Origin of the sequence: Mangrovicella endophytica (assembly GCF_002893625.1) — a bacterium.
Classification (GTDB): domain Bacteria; phylum Pseudomonadota; class Alphaproteobacteria; order Rhizobiales; family Rhizobiaceae; genus Mangrovicella; species Mangrovicella endophytica.
On sequence record NZ_PKMZ01000001.1, the window covers coordinates 524,441 to 541,040 of the forward strand.

Sequence of the window (16,600 nt, forward strand, 5' to 3'; positions counted from 1 at the left end):
TCACGGCCTCAGGGCGTGAACCAGTAGCGGGTGATGTGAAAGAGCAGCGGCGCTGCGAAAGTGATGGAATCGATGCGGTCCAGCACGCCGCCATGGCCCTCGATCAGCGTGCCCCAGTCCTTCGCCGCGAGATCGCGCTTCACCGCCGAGAGCACGAAGCCGCCGAAGAAGCCCGCGATCACGATCGCCGTCGCAACGCCGGCCGCCTGCAGCGGCGAGAACGGCGTCAGCGGGTGGAGCAGGGTGCCGATCGCGATGGCCGAGAGGCCGCCGCCGGCGAGCCCCTCGATCGTTTTGGACGGGCTGATATTGGGCGAGAAACGGTGCCGGCCGAATAGCTTGCCGAAGACATATTGCAGCACATCGCTGAGTTGCACTACGATGATGAGGTAGAGGAACAGCAGCGTCGGATCGGTGTCGATGTCGAGGATCAGCAGCGCCGGAGCGTGGCTGACGGCGTAGACGCACAGCATCAGCCCCCACTGTACCTTGGCGCTGCGGCCGAGGAAGTCGGACGTCTCGCCCGCGAGCGTCGCGATCGCCGCAAGACCCAGGAAGGCATAGACCGGGATCAGGATCGAGAAGAGGCCGTACCAGGCTGTGCCGAGCAGCAGATACTGCAGCGGCAACAGCACGAAGAAGGACAGGAAGAGCGGCCGGTGATCCCCGGGCCGCGACGGCGTCAGCGTCCAGAACTCACGCAAGGCGACGAAGGACAGGAAGGCGAACAGGATCACCGTTGCCGTCGGGCCGATGATGACGGCGGCGCCGACCACGAAGGCCATGATCCACCAGGATCGCGTCCGGGCGTTGAGGTTGGCGATCGTCGCCCGTGACTCGGGTGTCGCCGCGCGGCGGGCGAGGATCGTGCCGGCGATGGAAGCGATGGTCAGGACGGCGAGGATGCCGGCGATGACGACGAGAAGCGTCCCGTTCATCGTGCCACCCTCCGGGTGTCGAGATCGACGACCGCCTGGCGGGCACGGGCGAGGAACGCCTCCTTCGGCTCGTCCGCGATCCGCTCCAGTGGCGCGCCGAAGCGGGCGGTGCAGGTGATCGGCACGACGAGGAAGCTGCCTTTCGGCATGATACGCGCGAGATTGTCGAGGTGCACGGGCACCAACTCGGCCTTGGGCACCTGACGTGCCAGATGGAACAGCCCACTCTTGAAGCTGCCGATCGCGTCACCCTGACCCCGTGTCCCTTCGGGGAAGATCAGGACGGAATCGCCGCTGGCCAGCGCCGCCAGCACCGGGCCGAGCGGATCCTCTGCGCTTTCGCGGCGGCGGTCGATCAAGACGGAGCGCAGGCAATCCTCGGCGATGAAGCGGTGGAAGCGAGTCCTGGCCCAGTAATCGCGCGCTGCGACGGGATGGGTACGCCGCCGCAGCGCCGGCGGCAGGCAGGCGAGCACCGCCAGCGTGTCGAAGTGGCTGGCGTGATTGGCAAAATAGATGCGCTGCCGCTCCACGGGCCGGGCGCCTGCCCATTCCGCGCGGGCGCCGATGAGGAGGCGGATGCCGGCGATCAGGAGGTAGCGGACGAGGTCGATCATGCCGCGCGCTCCAGTTGGCGCGCGATTGTGACTGTGCGGGTGATGCAGGTGACGAGGCTTCCGGCGGTGATGATCGCCAGCGCTGCCGTCAGGGCATAGCGGCTGCCCAGCGTCCACGCCTCAATGGCGGCAGCCACGAGGCCGAGCGTCAGCAGGGCCATGCGGCGCTGCTTGGCCATGATGCCGCTGAAATCCTGAAGGAGGCCGAGCGAGCCGCCGAGGACGCGGACGTAGGCCGTCAGCGCCGCGAGGAGCGCGGCGGCCCAGCCGAGCCACGGCAGGCCGACGGCATAGCCCGGCGCGACCAGGAGAAGGCTGTCGGCGACCCGGTCGGGGAACTCGTTGTAGATCGCGCCGACGGCCGACTTCTTGCCGCCCTCGATTGCCACCATGCCATCGAGGAGGTTGCAGAGGAGCCGGAGCTGCACACAGAGGGCCGCAGCGAGCCACCATAAAGGAGTGCCGGGCAGGATCGTCGCGGCCGCACCGAGCGCAGCGAAGACGACGGAAAGCACCGAGATCTGGTTCGGCGTGACGGCGCCTCGCGCCAACGTCGCGGCGAGGCGGATCATCAGGGGTGACGAGCGGCTCGCCAGCGGCCTGCGGGCCGGCTCGGTGGTGCCCGGGCCGTGTGGATGGGAGACGTCGCCTGTCATGCCTGCTGCCGTGTTCTCATGCGGCATGATCCAAGCATCTTTAGCCGGCGCGCGACAGGCGCCGAGGCTGCCGCTGCGGCAGCACCGTGCCGCTGTCCACAGGCGATGGCGACGCGCCAAGGCTACGCGCCAAAAAAGAAGGCCGCGGACAATGCCGCGGCCTGCAGTAGCTTGAAGATCGACGCCCGAAGGCGCGGCGATCAGCGCTTGGAGAACTGGAAGGACCGACGGGCCTTCGCCTTGCCGTACTTCTTGCGCTCGACGACGCGCGGATCGCGGGTCAGGAAGCCGCCCTTCTTCAGAACCGCGCGAAGCGCCGGCTCGTAATAGGTGAGGGCGCGCGAAATGCCGTGGCGCACCGCGCCGGCCTGGCCGGAGAGGCCGCCGCCGGTGACGGTCGCGACGATGTCGTACTGGCCGTCACGGGCCGCTGCAACGATCGGCTGGCGCAGCACCATCTGGAGAACCGGCCGCGCGAAGTAGGCGGAGAAGTCCTTCTCGTTGACGATGATCTTGCCGGTGCCGGGCTTCACCCAAACACGGGCGACGGCGTCCTTGCGCTTGCCGGTGGCATAGGCGCGGCCGCTGGCGTCGAGCTTCTGCACATGGACCGGAGCCTCGGCCTCGCCGGAGGCAGCGCCGGTGTTGAGAGCCTGGAGCGACGAAAGCTGAGACATTATGCGGCCCTCGCATTCTTGGAGTTCATCGCGCGGACGTCGAGCGTCTCGGGGGTCTGCGCCTGGTGCGGATGCTCGGCGCCGGCATAGACGCGCAGGTTCTTGAGCTGGCGACGGCCGAGCGGGCCGCGCGGCAGCATGCGCTCCACGGCCTTCTCGACGACGCGCTCGGGGAAGCGGCCCTCGAGGATCTCGCGCGCCTTGCGCTCCTTGACGCCGCCGGGATGGCCGGTGTGCCAGTAGTAGGTCTTGTCGGTGTACTTCTTGCCCGTCAGCACGACCTTGTCGGCGTTGACGATGATGACGTTGTCGCCGTCGTCGATATGCGGGGTGAAGGTCGGCTTATGCTTGCCGCGGAGACGCAGCGCGACGAGGGAGGCGAGGCGGCCGACGACAAGCCCTTCGGCGTCGATCAGAATCCACTTCTTCTCCACCGTCTCGTTCTTTTGCGAGAAGGTCTTCATGGTCGAACCCTTGGGTAATGGCTGCGGCTCAGCACCGCTATACGAAAAGGGCGGCCCGGAGGCCGCTCTCAAGGTGGTGCTGTTAAAGCTTGGATGACGTGCCGTCAAGCGCATTGTGACGGTTGCTTCAGGCCATAGGCCATAGAAAACAATACCTTAGCTATAGAGGTATTGTGATACCACAGAAATCGTACGCTCACCCCCGTTGCGGCTGGAGTGTCATGATGCGCCTCAGCCCATTCTGGAGCTTCTGTCGCGAAGCACCGAACCGCGCCTCGATGGCCTCCTTGTGCGCGATAAACTCGGCCGCGGGGACCGGACGGCTGAAGTAGTAGCCCTGGATCAGCCGGCATCCCGCCTTCCGGAGAAAGGCGAGCTCGCGCCGCGTCTCGACGCCTTCGGCCTGCACTTCGAGGCCGAGCCGCTCGCCCAGTTGGATGAGCGAAGAGCAGATGGCCTGCAACTTGCCCTGCCGATCGACGCCGGCGACGAAGTCGCAGTCGAGCTTCAGCTTGTCGAAGGGCAGCTCCTTCAGGCAGGACATGCTGGCAAAGCCCTGGCCGAAATCGTCGAGGGCGAGGCGGACGCCGCTCTCCTTCAGGGACGAGAGGAGGGCGGCAATGGCCGGAAGATCCTCGATCTCGGCGGTTTCCGTCAGCTCGATTTCGATGCGAGAGGGATCGACGGCGTGGCGAGCAAGATGCTCTCTTGTCGTCGCGCAGAAATCCGGCTGCACCAACTGCTTGGCCGACACATTGATCGACAGCGACAGGTCATCGAGCCCCGCTTTGGACCAGCGTGTCAGCTGTTCCAGGGCCGTCGCGATCACCCAGTCGCCGAGCGGCTGGATCAGCCCCACCCGCTCCGCCAGCGGCACGAACCGGCAGGGCGGAACCATGCCGAGACGTGGATGCCGCCAGCGCACCAGGGCCTCGGCGCCTGTGACCTTGCCGCGCGAGAGATCGATTACCGGCTGATAGTGAAGGGTGAGGCTGCCATTCGCGATGGCCTCCGCCAGGTCTTCGGCGAGTTCGATGTCCTCATCCGTCGTGGATCGCTCCCCGGAGCGGTGAAGAACAACAGGCTTGCGGGTCCGCGAACCGGCTTCGGCTTTCCGCAGTATCAGCGTCGAGCCCACCAGGCTGACCATACCGACAAGAACGGAAAGGACGATCGCCGATTGCCCGTTCGCCGCCTGGTTAGTCGCGACGATCGTCGAAAGACCGATCAAGACGAAGACAGGACGCAGTGGTTTTGAGGTGAACCACAGCGGCCGCCGCCGCTGCAATGCTGTCGATGATGCGTAGTTCGGCTGCTCCGACATCAGAACCTCGATCGATCCCCCGAGCGGCGGCAGGCGCGAGGCGCTCTGCGGCCGTTGCAAAGCTTGCCGGCGGATGATCATGGCGCAGCTCCGCAAAGGCGGGGCCTTCGCTTGGCATACGCCACGGTGAGGCCGCTTCGCACCCACGCCTGCCAGGCGGTGCGGATCGACCCTGCACGCTATCCCGCAAGCTTCGATAGCTGACCAACAGACTCTCGGGCCGGGAAGTTCCGCAGGGTTAGTACCCGCTGCGGTTATGGTAACCGCATCATTAACGGATGCTGCAGACGCAGAGCGTCATCGGCTTTCGGTCGAGTTTGGCGACTTCGCGTCTTTCCGGTAGCGTCCGCGCCTTCACGCTTACCGCGCGGTAATGGGCGGTCCGCGGGATCTTGGACAGCAGGGCAGGAGACGGGGACGGAAATGGCCGACATATTGGAGATGGGGATCACCGCACGGCATCCCGTCGACATCCAGCGGGCCGACGGAATCATCCGGATCGTCCTGTCGAGCCCGCCATCGAACGCGCTTTCGGTGGCGATGCTGGACGCGCTGATTGTCGCGCTCGATGAGGCATCGGCCGCCCCGAGCTGCCGCGTCGTCATCATCGCCGCGGTCGGCCCAGTCTTCTCGGCCGGGCATGACCTCAAGGAGCTGACGGCGCACCGGAGCGACGATGACGCAGGACGGGCCTTCTTCACCGCCACGATGGCGCGATCGGCCGAGCTGATGCAGGCCATCTCGCGTCACCGCTGTCCTGTGATCGCCGAGGTGAACGGCCTCGCGACCGCGGCAGGCTGCCAACTCGTCGCCAGCTGTGATCTGGCCATCGCGTCGGAAGAGGCGACTTTCTGCACGCCCGGCGTCAATATCGGCCTCTTCTGCTCGGCGCCGGCCGTGGCGCTCTCGCGCAACCTGTCGCGCAAGCATGCGATGGAGATGCTCCTCACCGGTGAGACCATCGACGCGCGCTCGGCGCGCGACTTCGGCCTCGTCAACCGTGTCGTGCCGCCCGAATATCTCGGTACCGTGGTGGGGAAATACGCGACCATGATCGCGTCGAAGTCGGCAGCTGCCATTCAATCCGGCAAGGCGGCGTTCCACCGGCAGGCCGACATGGATCTTGGCGACGCCTATGCTGACGCATCTGCCGCCATGGTCGACGGTCTGCTGACGCCGGACGCGGAGGAGGGGATCGCCGCCTTCGTCGAAAAGCGCCAGCCGGTCTGGCCGCACGACTGAGCTCTGGCGGAACTAGTTCCCGCATAACCAGCCTGATCGGGTCAAAGACCCTATGATGCCATGCAAGAAGAGGCAGGCTTCGCTTTGACGCCTGCCGCTCGAATGACGAGAATGATCCATCGGCCGATGCCGGTGCAGAGGAGGAACCCGACATGAGCAACTCACCGAGCTTCGAGACACTGGCGGTTCATGCCGGAGCGCAGCCGGACCCGGCGACGGGCGCGCGCGCGACGCCGATCTACCAGACGACCTCCTTCGTCTTCGACGATGTCGATCATGCCGCGGCTCTCTTCGGCCTCCAGCAGTTCGGCAACATCTATACCCGCATCATGAACCCGACGCAGGCGGTGCTGGAGGAGCGCGTCGCCGCGCTCGAAGGCGGCACGGCGGCGCTCGCCGTCGCCTCGGGACATGCCGCGCAGCTGATCGCCTTCCACGCGCTGATGCAGCCGGGCGACGAGTTCATCGCATCAAAGAAGCTCTATGGCGGCTCGATCAACCAGTTCGGCCAGTCCTTCAAGTCCTTTGACTGGCGGGTGAAGTGGGCCGATCCGGACGACCTCTCCAGCTTCGAGACCGCGATCACGGAGCGGACGCGTGCGATCTTCATCGAATCGATCGCCAATCCCGGCGGCGTCGTCGTCGACATCCAGGCAATCGCCGACATCGCGCATCGCCACGGCCTGCCGCTGATCGTCGACAACACGCTGGCAACGCCCTATCTCTGCCGGCCGATCGAGCACGGCGCCGACATCGTCATCCATTCGCTGACGAAGTTCATGGGCGGCCACGGCAATTCGATGGGTGGCGTCATCGTCGACGGCGGCACCTTCGACTGGTCGGCCTCCGGCCACTATCCCGTCCTGTCGCAGCCGCGGCCCGAGTATAACGGCCTCGTGCTGCATGAGACATTCGGCAACTTCGCCTTTGCCATCGCCTGCCGTGTCCTCGGCCTGCGCGATCTCGGCCCCGCGATCTCGCCCTTCAACGCCTTCATGATCCTGACCGGCATCGAGACTCTGCCGTTGCGCATGCAGCGCCACAGCGACAATGCCAAAGCCGTCGCGGAGTACCTGGCATCGCACGATAAGGTCGGCTGGGTGTCCTATGCCGGGCTCGAAAGCGATCCTTACCATGCGTTGATGCAGAGATATGCGCCGAAGGGCGCGGGCGCGGTGCTTACCTTCGGCCTGAAGGGCGGCTACGATGCCGGCGTCGGCTTCGTGCAGGCGCTGGAGCTGTTCTCGCATCTTGCCAATATCGGCGATACGCGCTCACTGGTCATCCATCCGGCCTCAACCACGCATCGGCAGCTCGCCGACGAGCAGAAGAAGAGCGCCGGCGCCGGACCGGACGTGGTTCGTCTGTCCGTCGGCATCGAAAGCGTTGCCGACATCATCGCCGATCTCGATCAGGCCCTCGCCAAGATCTGAACACACGATCCTTGGTGTCGACCCGTCGCGCAGGCGGCGGGATCACGCGGCTCGACGAACCCACAGAGGCAGCATGATGGCGCCACTCCTCCTGAAGATCGATCCGGCCTCCGTTCTGATGGAGACCGGCAGTCCGTTACAGGAGCGGGTGATCGCCGGTGCACCGGTTCATCGCACCTGGAACATCGAGGACACCGGCGACGGGCTCTATGCCGGCATCTGGGAGTCGACCCCCGGCGAGTGGCGGGTGGAGTATACCGAGTGGGAATACTTCCACGTCCTCAGCGGCATCTCGGTGCTGACGGAAGACGGCGGAGATGCCGTCACGCTCGGTGCCGGCGACAGCTTCGTCATTCGCCCTGGCTTCAAGGGCAGCTGGCGTGTCGAGGAGACGACCCGCAAGCACTACGTCATCAGAACCTGAGAAGGCCCGCCAAGGTTGTAGAGGAAGGGGCGGACGCTACCGTCCGCCCGCCTTCCTCAGTCCTTGGGATCCATCTTGCGGAAAGCCTCTAGCGTATCCTCGTCGGGTTCGCGCTTGGCGTCCGCCTGATCTTGGCGTTGGTTGTGCACCCGGTTCTGATCATTGCCTTGCAGCTTGTTGTCGCCCATCACGTCCGAAGCGATATCCGTCTGGCTAAGGATGCTGGGGTCGATCGTTCCCGAGGGCTTGTCGCCGCCCTTCGGTGCCGTGGTGTCGTTGTTCTTGTCGTCAGCCATGCCGATCTCCTTCGTTGGTGCTGATTACCGCTCGACCTCGATCAGGATCTCGTTGCGGCGCATGAAGCCCGGCGTCCAGGGCGGGTTGTAGAAGGCGTATTGCGGGTCGCCCTTCTGCACCAGGTTCTGGTCCGACAGGTAGTTGTAGAGGGCCATCAGCTTCTTGCTGGCCAGCGAGGCGTTGAACGTGCCGGAGAAGCGGATCGCCACGACGCGCTTGGCCGGCATCTCCTTCAGCTCGACGTCGGAGCTCGCGGGCTGCGGCAGGCTGGTCGTGGTGTACTTCTTCGGCATGACGAAGCGCACGGCCCAGCCCTTGGTGCGTCCATCGCTTTCGGCGAGCTGCTGCAGCACTGGCACCGTCATCGGGATCTTCTTGCCCGAGCGGTTTCGCGCCGACACGTAGTCGTAGAGCGTCTCGAAGCCGCTGCGGCGCGCCTTCTCATGGTAGCCGCTCTTCACCGTCTCCGCGACGATCATGGCGTCGTAGTCGCGCACCTGGATCTCGCCATCGTCGCGCACGACGTCATAGTCGGGCTCCTCGCTATGATCGGCGATCTTCTTGGTGACATAGAAGGCGGTGCCGACGGCGATCACCGCGCCGCCGACGATCAGTGCGCCCGTCAGGTTCGGCCGTTCCCGCAGGAAGTCGAGGCCGCGCTGCGCCTCACGGCCGCGGCGGAAGCTTGCCAGACGCGGCAGCCGGAGATCCGGCAGGTAGGATGTCGCATCGTCGGCGCTGTCGCGAGCATAGGAGGCGCCACGCCGTGCGTACTGCCGCAGAGCGCGCAGCGAGTCGCGCGCATCGTCGGCGCTGGGCAGCGTCAGACCGGTCAGGAATTCGGGAAGATAACGCGACGCCGTGGAGCGCGACGAGCCCGGCATGGACGGAAGGTGGTCGACCAACGCGCGGCGAGCCCGTTCCAGGCCACTCGGCCGTGGATTGAAGCGGTCGACGACCTGGGTCTCGAGATCCGAGATCCGGTCGCTGATGTCGCTCATGGCCTGTGCGAGACGGTCATAGGCCGAGGGATTGTCGCGGAACATCCGGTTACTCCTGCAGGTTTCGCGCGGCCGGACGACGAGCGGCGGTAAGGATGTCTCCGCCACCTGTGCTCTCTGGACCGGCTTTGCTCATCAACGCCCGCTGCGGTGCTTGGTTGCACCTCGCTACCAATTCCGCCGAACTTGGGCCCGCCGCATGGTGAATGGATCGCGAGCAAAGCGCGAGGCCGCCAACCGCGTGGCGATACGCAACCTTCTCGGAGGATGCGGATTAAGGAAGCATCGGGTTTTCCATGACCTGATACTCCAGCAATTTCGGGCGGCCTCGGGCCGCCCATTTTTTTGGGCCGCTCCCTCTCCTCGAGGACGTCGGGGCCTGTGCACCCTGACGCGACGCGCTACCCTCCGCTCGGGCGCCGTCTGGGAGGATAAGCGAATGACCAAGGCATTGGGGATGTCGGCGCTCGTCGTCGGCTTGGCACTGGGGGCATCGCCGGCGCTGGCGCTGGATGTGAGCCGCAGCATCGACGTCGATGCCGCGCCGGAAAAGGTCTGGGCGGTGATCGGCGGCTTCTGCGGAATCGCCTCGTGGCATCCCGTCGTCAAAGGCTGCCAGGAATCGAACGAGGGCGGAAAAGACGTACGTCTGCTGACGCTCGACGGTGGCGGCCTCCTGAAGGAACAGCTCGTCAGCCGTGACGAGGCCGGCATGGGATATACCTACACCATCCTTGAAGGGCCGCTGCCGGTACAGAACTACCAGTCGACGATCGCCGTGAAGCCCGGTGGCGCCGGCTCCACGATCGTCTGGCAGGGCAGCTTCGATGCCAAGGGCGCGCCGGATGCCGAGGCGACGTCGGTCATCGCCGGCATCTACGACGCCGGACTGAAGACCATCGCCAAAGAGGCGAAGCGCTAGGCGCAGCCGTCCCGCCTCGACCACATGGCGGCAGGCTCCGCAACCGCAATGCTGCGGAGCCTGCGATGGACTCGATCGCTGATCTCTCCGGTTGATCTGCCGCCTTGCGACAGCACCGGAGACGCGGATCGGCCCTGAAGCAACCTGATGCTCGCTCAGGCAGACCGAGGCAGGGCGAGGGCGCCAATTGTGCCGTTGCGTCGTGACGCCAGCATCTGGTTCATAAAGGCGAACGTTTGGGGTTATAATCTTAAGCAAAGCGCAAACAATTTCAGTGAGCCTAAGCAACGGGATGGAGCCGAGCTTCTTCGGCATGAGGGGAAATACCCGTGAGGCTCTTCAAGTCGACCAACGACCGCTCCGTGCATCCGCTCGAACGAGCCTACGCCGTGGGTGGCGTTGCTCTCGGATACGGGCTGTGGGCGTTTGGCTTCCTCACCGACATGCAGGTGCGGGACTGGCGCGGCCTCGACGGCTCTGTGAGTGGAACGTTCTCCTCCACCCTGATGCACGCAATGCTGCTGATCCTGCCATTGCTGCTCGGGCGGATCTTCCTTGGCATCGGCCGGCGGGAACGGGAGATGCGCGATCGCGTGGCGCAGATGAGCCAGGCCGAGGAGATCATGCGCCTGCGGGCCGATCGTGACCCGCTGACCGACCTCTTCAACCGCGGCTATCTCACGCGCAGGCTCGAGGAGGGGATCGCGACCGGCCAGTGGCAGCGACGCGGCGTGCTCATCTACATGCTCGATCTCGACGACTTCAAGCACATCAACGACACCTTCGGGCACCGCGCCGGGGACATCGTGCTCATCGAGATCGCCAAGCGGCTGAAGCAACTGTGCCGCGGCGACGACTTCGCAGCCCGTCTCGGCGGCGACGAGTTCCTGGTGATGCACTTCCCCCTCGAGGGGGAGGACCCCGGCGGGTTCGGCACGCGCATCATCGAGGCCGTCTCGCGCGATGTCCTTTACGAGGACATTCGCATCATTGCCGGCACCAGCATCGGCATCGCTCGCGTCGGCGATGACGGCCGGACCTGGTCCGACGTCATCCGCTCGGCCGACGTCGCCCTCTACCATGCCAAGGCGGAGCCGCTCAGCGCCTACCGCATCTTCGCGCCGGAGATGAAGCGTCAGAAGGACGAGCAGGCCATCCTCGAAGCGGAGATGCGCACCGGCCTCGATCGCGGCGAGTTCGAACTTTACTACCAGCCGATCTACGGCGCCGCGAGCGGCGCGATCCGAAGCTTCGAGGCGCTGGTGCGCTGGAACCACCCGGACCGTGGTCTGGTGCCGCCGATGGATTTCATCCCGGCCGCCGAGAGTTGCGGCCTCATCGTGCGCATGGGCCGGATGATCCTTCTCGATGCCTGCCGCACCGCGGCGGGCTGGCCGAAGCCGGTTGGCATCTGCGTCAACCTCTCGCCGGTGCAGTTCAAGGACACCAATCTGGTGGAGACTGTCCGGCAGGCGCTTGCCGTCAGCGGCCTCGCACCGGGGCGGCTCGATCTCGAGATCACCGAGTCGCTCTTGCTGGAGCCGAGTCCGCGCATCCTGAAGACGGTGGATGCCCTGCGCGAGATGGGCGTGCGCATCACCATGGACGACTTCGGCACCGGCTTCTCCAGCATCAACAATCTCAGGCGCTTCCGCTTCGACCGCCTGAAGATCGACCGCTCCTTCACCCGCGACGTGACGACCACCGGTGCCGATGATGCCGAGATCGTTCGCACGATCGTGCGGCTGTCGCGCACGCTGCGGATGGAGACGATCCTGGAAGGCGTCGAGACGGAGGATCAACTGGCGTTCGCGCGGAGCGAAGGGCTGACCGAGGTGCAGGGCTACTATTGCGCCAGACCCATGCGCGCGCCGGACGTCGCAAGGTTGCTCGCCGAACGAAATCAGGCGGGCAACGGCACCGACACGGCGGACGCCGAGGCATCGGCGGCCTGATCAGGGCCGTCGCAGCTTTCTGCGCCGGCTGCGCCCTGTCGCAACCGTCGCGGTCGTGAGCGGCCGGTGATCGTGCTGTCGGTCAATACGACCAGGTCCGCGCCTTCGAGATCAGGAAGTCTCGGAAGACCTTGAGCTTGGCGGCGCTGCGAAGCTGCTCCGGATAGCAGAAGTAGGTGTCGAAGGCAGGTGTCTCGACCTCCGGTAGAAGCTGGACGAGCTTCGCCCGCTTGTCGATCATGTAGTCCGGGAGGAGGCCGATGCCGATGCCGCTCTCGATCGCCGAGCGGATCGACATGAGGTTGTTGATCTGCAGCACCGGCGAGCGCGTATGGCCTTCCGGAAGTCCGACGGTCTCGAGCGCGTTGAGATTGCGCAGATAGGTCGGCGCGGGCTCGCCGAAGGTGATGAGCCGGTGATTGTCGAGATCCTCGATCGTCTTCGGCTGCCCGAAGCGCTCGATGTAGATCGGGGCGGCATAGACATGCATATGCACGGTGAACAGCCGGCGCTGGATCAGCTCCGGCTGCTGCGGCTGGCGCAGGCGGATGGCCGCGTCCGCCTTGCGCATGGTGAGGTCGATTTCCTCATTGTCGAAAACGAGCTGCAGCTCGACATCGGGATAAAGCTCCAGGAACTCCTTGGCGCGTTCGGTCAACCAGCCCGAGCCAAGCCCGACCGTCGTCGTCACCCGCAGCTTGCCGCTCGGCTTCTCCCGCGTCTCGGTCAACTGCATGCGGACCATTTCGAGCCGCTTCAGCACGTCGCCGGCCGTCTGGAACAGGAGCTCGCCCTGCTCGGAGAGCACGAGGCCGCGGGCATGGCGGTGGAAGAGGGGAGCGCCGATCTCCTGCTCCAGCGCGGCGACCTGCCGGCTGATCGCGGACTGGCTGAGATTCAGCGAATCCGCGGCATGCGTGAACGAGCCGGCTTCGGCTGCTGCATGGAAGATGCGCAGCTTGTCCCAGTCCAACGCCATCTGACCTCGTCCCCCCTTGGCCGGAGCGAACCGCCCGTCGGGCGGTTGCGCCGTTATTCCGCGGCTTGTCGCTCTTCGTCCAGGTGGAGCGCTGCCAGCCACTTCTCCGCCTCGAGTGCGGCCATGCATCCGAGGCCGGCTGCCGTCACGGCCTGGCGGTACACATCGTCTGCGACGTCGCCAGCGGCAAAGACGCCCGGAATGGAGGTTCGCGTGCTGCCGGGCTCGACCCAGAGATAGCCGGACGGCTTCTGCTTCAGCTGCCCTACGAACAGCTCCACGGCCGGGGCATGGCCGATGGCGACGAAGACGCCGTCCGTCGGCTTTTCCGTCACCTCACCGGTGACGGTGTCGCGCAGGCGGATACCGGTGACAGACTTCAGCGGCTTGGTGCGGCCGACGATCTCCTCGACCTCGGCGTTCCAGATGACGTCGATATTGGCGCTGGCATGCAGGCGGCTCTGCAGGATCCGCTCGGCGCGCAGCGAGTCGCGGCGGTGTACCAGCGTCACATGCCGGGCGATATTGGAGAGGTAGAGCGCTTCCTCGACGGCCGTGTTGCCGCCACCGACCACGACGACGTCGCGACCCTTGTAGAAGAAGCCGTCGCAGGTGGCACAGGCCGAGACGCCGAAGCCCTGGAAGGTGTTCTCGCTATCGAGGCCGAGCCACTTCGCCTGCGCCCCAGTCGCGATGATCAGCGCGTCGCAGGTGTAGCGCGTGCCGGAATCGCCCTTCAGGCGGAACGGCCGCTGCGACAGGTCCGCCTCGACGACGAGGTCGCTCGCGATCTCGGTGCCGACATGCAGCGCCTGCGCTTTCATCTGCTCCATCAGCCACGGACCCTGGATCGGGTCTGCGAAGCCTGGATAGTTCTCGACGTCGGAGGTGATGGTCAGCTGACCGCCCTCCTGCAGGCCGGCGACCAGCAGGGGCTTCATCATGGCGCGGGCGGCATAGATCGCCGCTGTATAGCCGGCAGGCCCGGAGCCAAGGACGATGATCTCGGCGTGGCGTTCGGACATGGTACGAGTCTCGCGTGATGGCGTGCGGCAGATGGCGACGGGATCGACTGCGATCAATAGACGAGGGGTGGCGGCGCCGCAACATTCCGGCCCATCTGCCGGATTGCTGGAGGGTGAACGAGTCTTTAAGAGCCCCGTAGAAGTGCAACTGCCGTTCTTCGTCCGGAGGCTTCCATTCGTATCGCTGCGCCAGCATCGACCGCCGGTACTCCGTCGACGGCAGAGCGGCGCACCTCGTCTGGCGTTGCGGCGGCGGGTCGCGGCGTCGCTGCGGGCGATGCGTCGGGCGGTTCGATCGAGATCGCCATCATCAATCTCGATCGTGCCGTGGACCGCCGGACTTTCATGGAGCGTCAGGCGGAGCTTCTCGGCTTTCCGCTGACACGCCTGCGCGCCGTCGAGGCGGGGGACATCACCGTTGCCGATTACCGTCGGCTGTCGCGGCAGTGGGAGCGGCCGATGACCCGCAACGAGTTGGCCGCCTTCCTGTCGCACCGAGCGCTCTGGGAACGCGCGGCGGGCTCGACTGGCGGCATGGTGATCATGGAGGACGACGCGGTGCTGTCGCCGCGCTTCATCAGCGTCATCGAGCGGCTGCCGGACGGCTTCGACCTCATCAATCTCGAAACCGTGGGGCGGCGCAAGTTCCTGGGCCGCAAGCCTGCTGCATCATTCGACGACTTCAGACTGACGCCGGTGGTCCGCGAGAAGTCGGGTGCCGGGGCCTATTTCCTTTCGCCGGTCGGTGCGCGCAAGCTGCTGGCGCTCGCCGGAACACGGGTGGCGCCGGCCGACGCCTTCATGTTCGGCGTGGCGCGGCTGAAGATCGCGCAGATCGAGCCGGCCTTGACGATGCAGGTGCACCTTCTCGCTGAGCGCGGCATCGACGCCGGCATGGTCACGCAGACCTCGATCCATCAGCCGCGCCAGAAGCTGCCTCTGACCCTGAGCAATCTGCCGTTCCACTGGCGCCGCAGCCTGACCCAGGTGGCGCTGCTGGGCGTCCAGGTCCGCCGGCTCATCGACGCCGACTTCCGCGCGCCGGCCTTCAACGAGCACGAATTCCGTTCGTTCCTGCCGATCGCTATGGGCTGAACCGGCGGCTTCGCGCCCGTCGTTTGCCGACGACAACTGGCCGCCGCTCGCCGTCCTCAGCCTTCGTGCCAGAGCCGCTCATAGACGGCGCGGATCTCCGCCGCCTCCCGCGCCAGCGGGAAATGCTCGCGCACATGCTGGAGCCCCCGCTCGGCGGTCTCGGCTCGCAGATCATCGTCTGCGAGGTAGGGCTCGATCGCCGCAGCGAGTGCATCGGCATCGTCGATGGGCACGACACGCCCAGTGACGCCATCGACGATCAGCTCGGAAAAGGCGCCGGCGTCGCTCGCCACCACCGGCGTGCGCGAGGCCATGGCCTCCAGCGGCGTCAGACCGAAGCCTTCGTTGCGCGGCGGCGCGACATAGAGGTCGAAGCGGCGGAACCAGACAGCGACATCGTCGACCTCGCCGAGAAAGAGGATGCGCCCCTCGAGCCCGGCCCTCGCGATGGCGGCGCGCAGTTCGGCCTCGTAGCCGGCATGCTCGGCCGTGGTGCGGCCGGTGATCACCGCCGTCCAGTCGGGATGGCGTGGCAGCAGCGCGATCATCGCGGCGACGAAAAGGTCCGTGCCCTTCTGATGGCGGATGCGGCCTGAGCAGCCGACCACCTTGCGCCCTTGGATCGTAGCGGCAGCCGGCCCGGAGGGCAGGGGACCGTCCGGCGAAAAGCGGCCGAGATCGATGCCGTGCATCACGATCGTGGCCGGCAGGTCCAGGAAGGCCGCGCTCTTGGCGCTCGTTGCGATGATCGCATCCATGCGGTTGAGCAGCCGGCGCGTATAGCCGGTATGGCGGCGCTGGGCGGCCGAGGTGAAGACGAGCTTGAGCGGCATGCGCAGTAGATCGCGCAAGACGACCCCGGCCAGCATCTCGACGTTCCGCCGCGCATGCCAGATGCGGAAGGAGCGAGCGGTCGGCCTTCGCCAGAGCTGCGGCAGCTCGCGCCAGCTCAAATGGGGCAGCGAGGCAGGCAGGCCGGGACCGAGCGCTGCGACCGGCAGCGTCTTCAACTGCTCGGGGATGAGCTGGACGATGGTGGAGGTGACGCCGGACAGCCGCCGCTTGAAGTTCGGCGCGATGACCTCGATCTCGCGCGGCGTCACGCCCGACGCGCGCCGTCCTGCGCGGCCGCGTCCACCATGGCGAGCGCTTCCGTATAGCGCGCCATGCGCGTCTGCGTATCGTCCGAGACGTTCTGCAGGCGGGTTTTGTCGAGATTGTCGAGGAGGTCCGCACGCTTGACGATGCGGGCCAGGGGATTGGCGATGGCGCGACGGACGAACTCGAAATAGTCCTCGCCCGGCCGGCGCGTCATCGCATCGACGCCAGCGACGATGCGATCGGAAAAGCCTTCCGCCTTCAGGCGGGAGAGCGGCCAGTCCTCGCAATCCTCCACGACGTCGTGAAGGATCGCGACGATCTTCTCGTCGGCGCCGTGGCAGGCGGCCGCGACGCGCTGGACATGGGCGATGTAGGGCGCGCCGGCCTTGTCGATCTGGCCGGCATGCGCCTCGGTCGCGATCTCAAGCGCGCGCTTGAAGTCCGTCATGA

General features: G+C 66.0%; 18 protein-coding genes. 6 read left to right on the forward strand and 12 right to left on the reverse strand.

All coding sequences use genetic code 11. The features are described from left to right. Positions 1-8 precede the first annotated feature (8 nt). The 6 genes from C0R46_RS02465 to C0R46_RS02490 all read right to left on the reverse strand — a co-directional run bounded on the left by C0R46_RS02465 (position 9) and on the right by C0R46_RS02490 (position 4,757). Positions 9-938, reverse strand: coding sequence for a phosphatidate cytidylyltransferase (locus C0R46_RS02465; protein ID WP_102957988.1), 930 nt, complete (start codon positions 936-938; stop codon positions 9-11). Beyond that, complete coding sequence (locus C0R46_RS02470; protein ID WP_102957989.1) at positions 935-1,555, reverse strand: lysophospholipid acyltransferase family protein; 621 nt, start codon at positions 1,553-1,555, stop codon at positions 935-937. The genes C0R46_RS02465 and C0R46_RS02470 overlap by 4 nt, the downstream gene beginning before the upstream one ends. Continuing rightward, the gene (locus C0R46_RS02475; protein WP_102958570.1) at positions 1,552-2,211 is read right to left on the reverse strand and encodes a CDP-alcohol phosphatidyltransferase family protein; all 660 of its coding nucleotides are present in this window, start codon (positions 2,209-2,211) and stop codon (positions 1,552-1,554) included. The genes C0R46_RS02470 and C0R46_RS02475 overlap by 4 nt, the downstream gene beginning before the upstream one ends. Before the next feature lie 200 nt (positions 2,212-2,411). Next, positions 2,412-2,888, reverse strand: coding sequence for a 30S ribosomal protein S9 (gene rpsI / locus C0R46_RS02480; protein WP_102957990.1), 477 nt, complete (start codon positions 2,886-2,888; stop codon positions 2,412-2,414). Then, positions 2,888-3,352 (reverse strand): 50S ribosomal protein L13, encoded by a 465-nt coding sequence (gene rplM, locus C0R46_RS02485; protein WP_102957991.1) that lies wholly within the window; start codon positions 3,350-3,352, stop codon positions 2,888-2,890. The genes rpsI and rplM overlap by 1 nt, the downstream gene beginning before the upstream one ends. Positions 3,353-3,548: 196 nt before the next feature. Continuing rightward, positions 3,549-4,757 carry a putative bifunctional diguanylate cyclase/phosphodiesterase gene (locus C0R46_RS02490; RefSeq protein WP_102957992.1) on the reverse strand — a complete coding sequence of 403 codons (1,209 nt, stop codon included), beginning with the start codon at positions 4,755-4,757 and terminating at the stop codon, positions 3,549-3,551. Between the two features lie 342 nt (positions 4,758-5,099). On the opposite strand from C0R46_RS02490, the gene C0R46_RS02495 reads away from it, so the two are divergent. The 3 genes from C0R46_RS02495 (at position 5,100) to C0R46_RS02505 (ending at position 7,775) form a co-directional block, all read left to right on the forward strand. Further along, positions 5,100-5,918: an enoyl-CoA hydratase gene (locus tag C0R46_RS02495; RefSeq protein WP_102957993.1), complete on the forward strand. Its 819-nt coding sequence runs from the start codon at positions 5,100-5,102 to the stop codon at positions 5,916-5,918. Between the two features lie 152 nt (positions 5,919-6,070). Continuing rightward, a complete protein-coding gene (locus C0R46_RS02500) occupies positions 6,071-7,351 on the forward strand; it encodes an O-acetylhomoserine aminocarboxypropyltransferase (protein ID WP_102957994.1) in 1,281 nt (426 codons plus the stop codon). 73 nt (positions 7,352-7,424) lie between these two features. Continuing rightward, complete coding sequence (locus tag C0R46_RS02505; protein ID WP_245413384.1) at positions 7,425-7,775, forward strand: cupin domain-containing protein; 351 nt, start codon at positions 7,425-7,427, stop codon at positions 7,773-7,775. A 56-nt stretch (positions 7,776-7,831) separates the two neighbouring features. Here the strand turns inward: C0R46_RS02505 and C0R46_RS02510 are convergent, their stop codons facing one another. Beyond that, on the reverse strand, positions 7,832-8,071 hold the full coding sequence (locus C0R46_RS02510; RefSeq protein ID WP_102957995.1) for a hypothetical protein: 240 nt from the start codon (positions 8,069-8,071) through the stop codon (positions 7,832-7,834). A gap of 24 nt (positions 8,072-8,095) precedes the next feature. After that, entirely contained in the window at positions 8,096-9,118 is a 1,023-nt protein-coding gene (locus C0R46_RS02515; protein WP_102957996.1) for an SOUL family heme-binding protein, read from the reverse strand. 394 nt (positions 9,119-9,512) lie between these two features. On the opposite strand from C0R46_RS02515, the gene C0R46_RS02520 reads away from it, so the two are divergent. Together C0R46_RS02520 and C0R46_RS02525 are read left to right on the forward strand one after the other, a co-directional pair. Further along, positions 9,513-9,995, forward strand: a complete 483-nt coding sequence (locus C0R46_RS02520; RefSeq protein ID WP_102957997.1) for an SRPBCC family protein — start codon at positions 9,513-9,515, stop codon at positions 9,993-9,995. A gap of 329 nt (positions 9,996-10,324) precedes the next feature. Next, on the forward strand, positions 10,325-11,950 hold the full coding sequence (locus tag C0R46_RS02525) for a putative bifunctional diguanylate cyclase/phosphodiesterase (protein WP_102957998.1): 1,626 nt from the start codon (positions 10,325-10,327) through the stop codon (positions 11,948-11,950). Between the two features lie 82 nt (positions 11,951-12,032). Here the strand turns inward: C0R46_RS02525 and C0R46_RS02530 are convergent, their stop codons facing one another. Both C0R46_RS02530 and trxB read right to left on the reverse strand, forming a co-directional pair. Next, the gene (locus tag C0R46_RS02530) at positions 12,033-12,929 is read right to left on the reverse strand and encodes a LysR family transcriptional regulator (protein WP_102957999.1); all 897 of its coding nucleotides are present in this window, start codon (positions 12,927-12,929) and stop codon (positions 12,033-12,035) included. Between the two features lie 53 nt (positions 12,930-12,982). Continuing rightward, the gene (gene trxB, locus C0R46_RS02535; RefSeq protein WP_102958000.1) at positions 12,983-13,954 is read right to left on the reverse strand and encodes a thioredoxin-disulfide reductase; all 972 of its coding nucleotides are present in this window, start codon (positions 13,952-13,954) and stop codon (positions 12,983-12,985) included. Positions 13,955-14,263: 309 nt separating this feature from the next. Between trxB and C0R46_RS20910 the strand changes: the two genes are divergently transcribed. After that, positions 14,264-15,049: a glycosyltransferase family 25 protein gene (locus C0R46_RS20910; RefSeq protein ID WP_280953004.1), complete on the forward strand. Its 786-nt coding sequence runs from the start codon at positions 14,264-14,266 to the stop codon at positions 15,047-15,049. 56 nt (positions 15,050-15,105) lie between these two features. On the opposite strand, the gene C0R46_RS02545 is transcribed toward C0R46_RS20910, so the two are convergent. Continuing rightward, complete coding sequence (locus C0R46_RS02545; protein WP_102958002.1) at positions 15,106-16,152, reverse strand: glycosyltransferase family 4 protein; 1,047 nt, start codon at positions 16,150-16,152, stop codon at positions 15,106-15,108. Beyond that, complete coding sequence (locus C0R46_RS02550) at positions 16,149-16,598, reverse strand: HD domain-containing protein (RefSeq protein WP_102958003.1); 450 nt, start codon at positions 16,596-16,598, stop codon at positions 16,149-16,151. Before C0R46_RS02550 ends, C0R46_RS02545 begins: the two co-directional genes overlap by 4 nt. Between the last annotated feature and the right edge of the window lie 2 nt (positions 16,599-16,600).

Excerpts from the sequence above, each read along its gene's own strand:
- C0R46_RS02465 (WP_102957988.1), bottom strand. The coding sequence starts at position 938 with ATGAACGGGACGCTTCTCGTCGTCATCGCCGGCATCCTCGCCGTCCTG.
- C0R46_RS02470 (WP_102957989.1), bottom strand. The coding sequence starts at position 1,555 with ATGATCGACCTCGTCCGCTACCTCCTGATCGCCGGCATCCGCCTCCTC.
- C0R46_RS02475 (WP_102958570.1), bottom strand. The coding sequence starts at position 2,211 with ATGACAGGCGACGTCTCCCATCCACACGGCCCGGGCACCACCGAGCCG.
- rpsI (WP_102957990.1), bottom strand. The coding sequence starts at position 2,888 with ATGTCTCAGCTTTCGTCGCTCCAGGCTCTCAACACCGGCGCTGCCTCC.
- rplM (WP_102957991.1), bottom strand. The coding sequence starts at position 3,352 with ATGAAGACCTTCTCGCAAAAGAACGAGACGGTGGAGAAGAAGTGGATT.
- C0R46_RS02490 (WP_102957992.1), bottom strand. The coding sequence starts at position 4,757 with ATGATCATCCGCCGGCAAGCTTTGCAACGGCCGCAGAGCGCCTCGCGC.
- C0R46_RS02495 (WP_102957993.1), top strand. The coding sequence starts at position 5,100 with ATGGCCGACATATTGGAGATGGGGATCACCGCACGGCATCCCGTCGAC.
- C0R46_RS02500 (WP_102957994.1), top strand. The coding sequence starts at position 6,071 with ATGAGCAACTCACCGAGCTTCGAGACACTGGCGGTTCATGCCGGAGCG.
- C0R46_RS02505 (WP_245413384.1), top strand. The coding sequence starts at position 7,425 with ATGATGGCGCCACTCCTCCTGAAGATCGATCCGGCCTCCGTTCTGATG.
- C0R46_RS02510 (WP_102957995.1), bottom strand. The coding sequence starts at position 8,071 with ATGGCTGACGACAAGAACAACGACACCACGGCACCGAAGGGCGGCGAC.
- C0R46_RS02515 (WP_102957996.1), bottom strand. The coding sequence starts at position 9,118 with ATGTTCCGCGACAATCCCTCGGCCTATGACCGTCTCGCACAGGCCATG.
- C0R46_RS02520 (WP_102957997.1), top strand. The coding sequence starts at position 9,513 with ATGACCAAGGCATTGGGGATGTCGGCGCTCGTCGTCGGCTTGGCACTG.
- C0R46_RS02530 (WP_102957999.1), bottom strand. The coding sequence starts at position 12,929 with ATGGCGTTGGACTGGGACAAGCTGCGCATCTTCCATGCAGCAGCCGAA.
- trxB (WP_102958000.1), bottom strand. The coding sequence starts at position 13,954 with ATGTCCGAACGCCACGCCGAGATCATCGTCCTTGGCTCCGGGCCTGCC.
- C0R46_RS02550 (WP_102958003.1), bottom strand. The coding sequence starts at position 16,598 with ATGACGGACTTCAAGCGCGCGCTTGAGATCGCGACCGAGGCGCATGCC.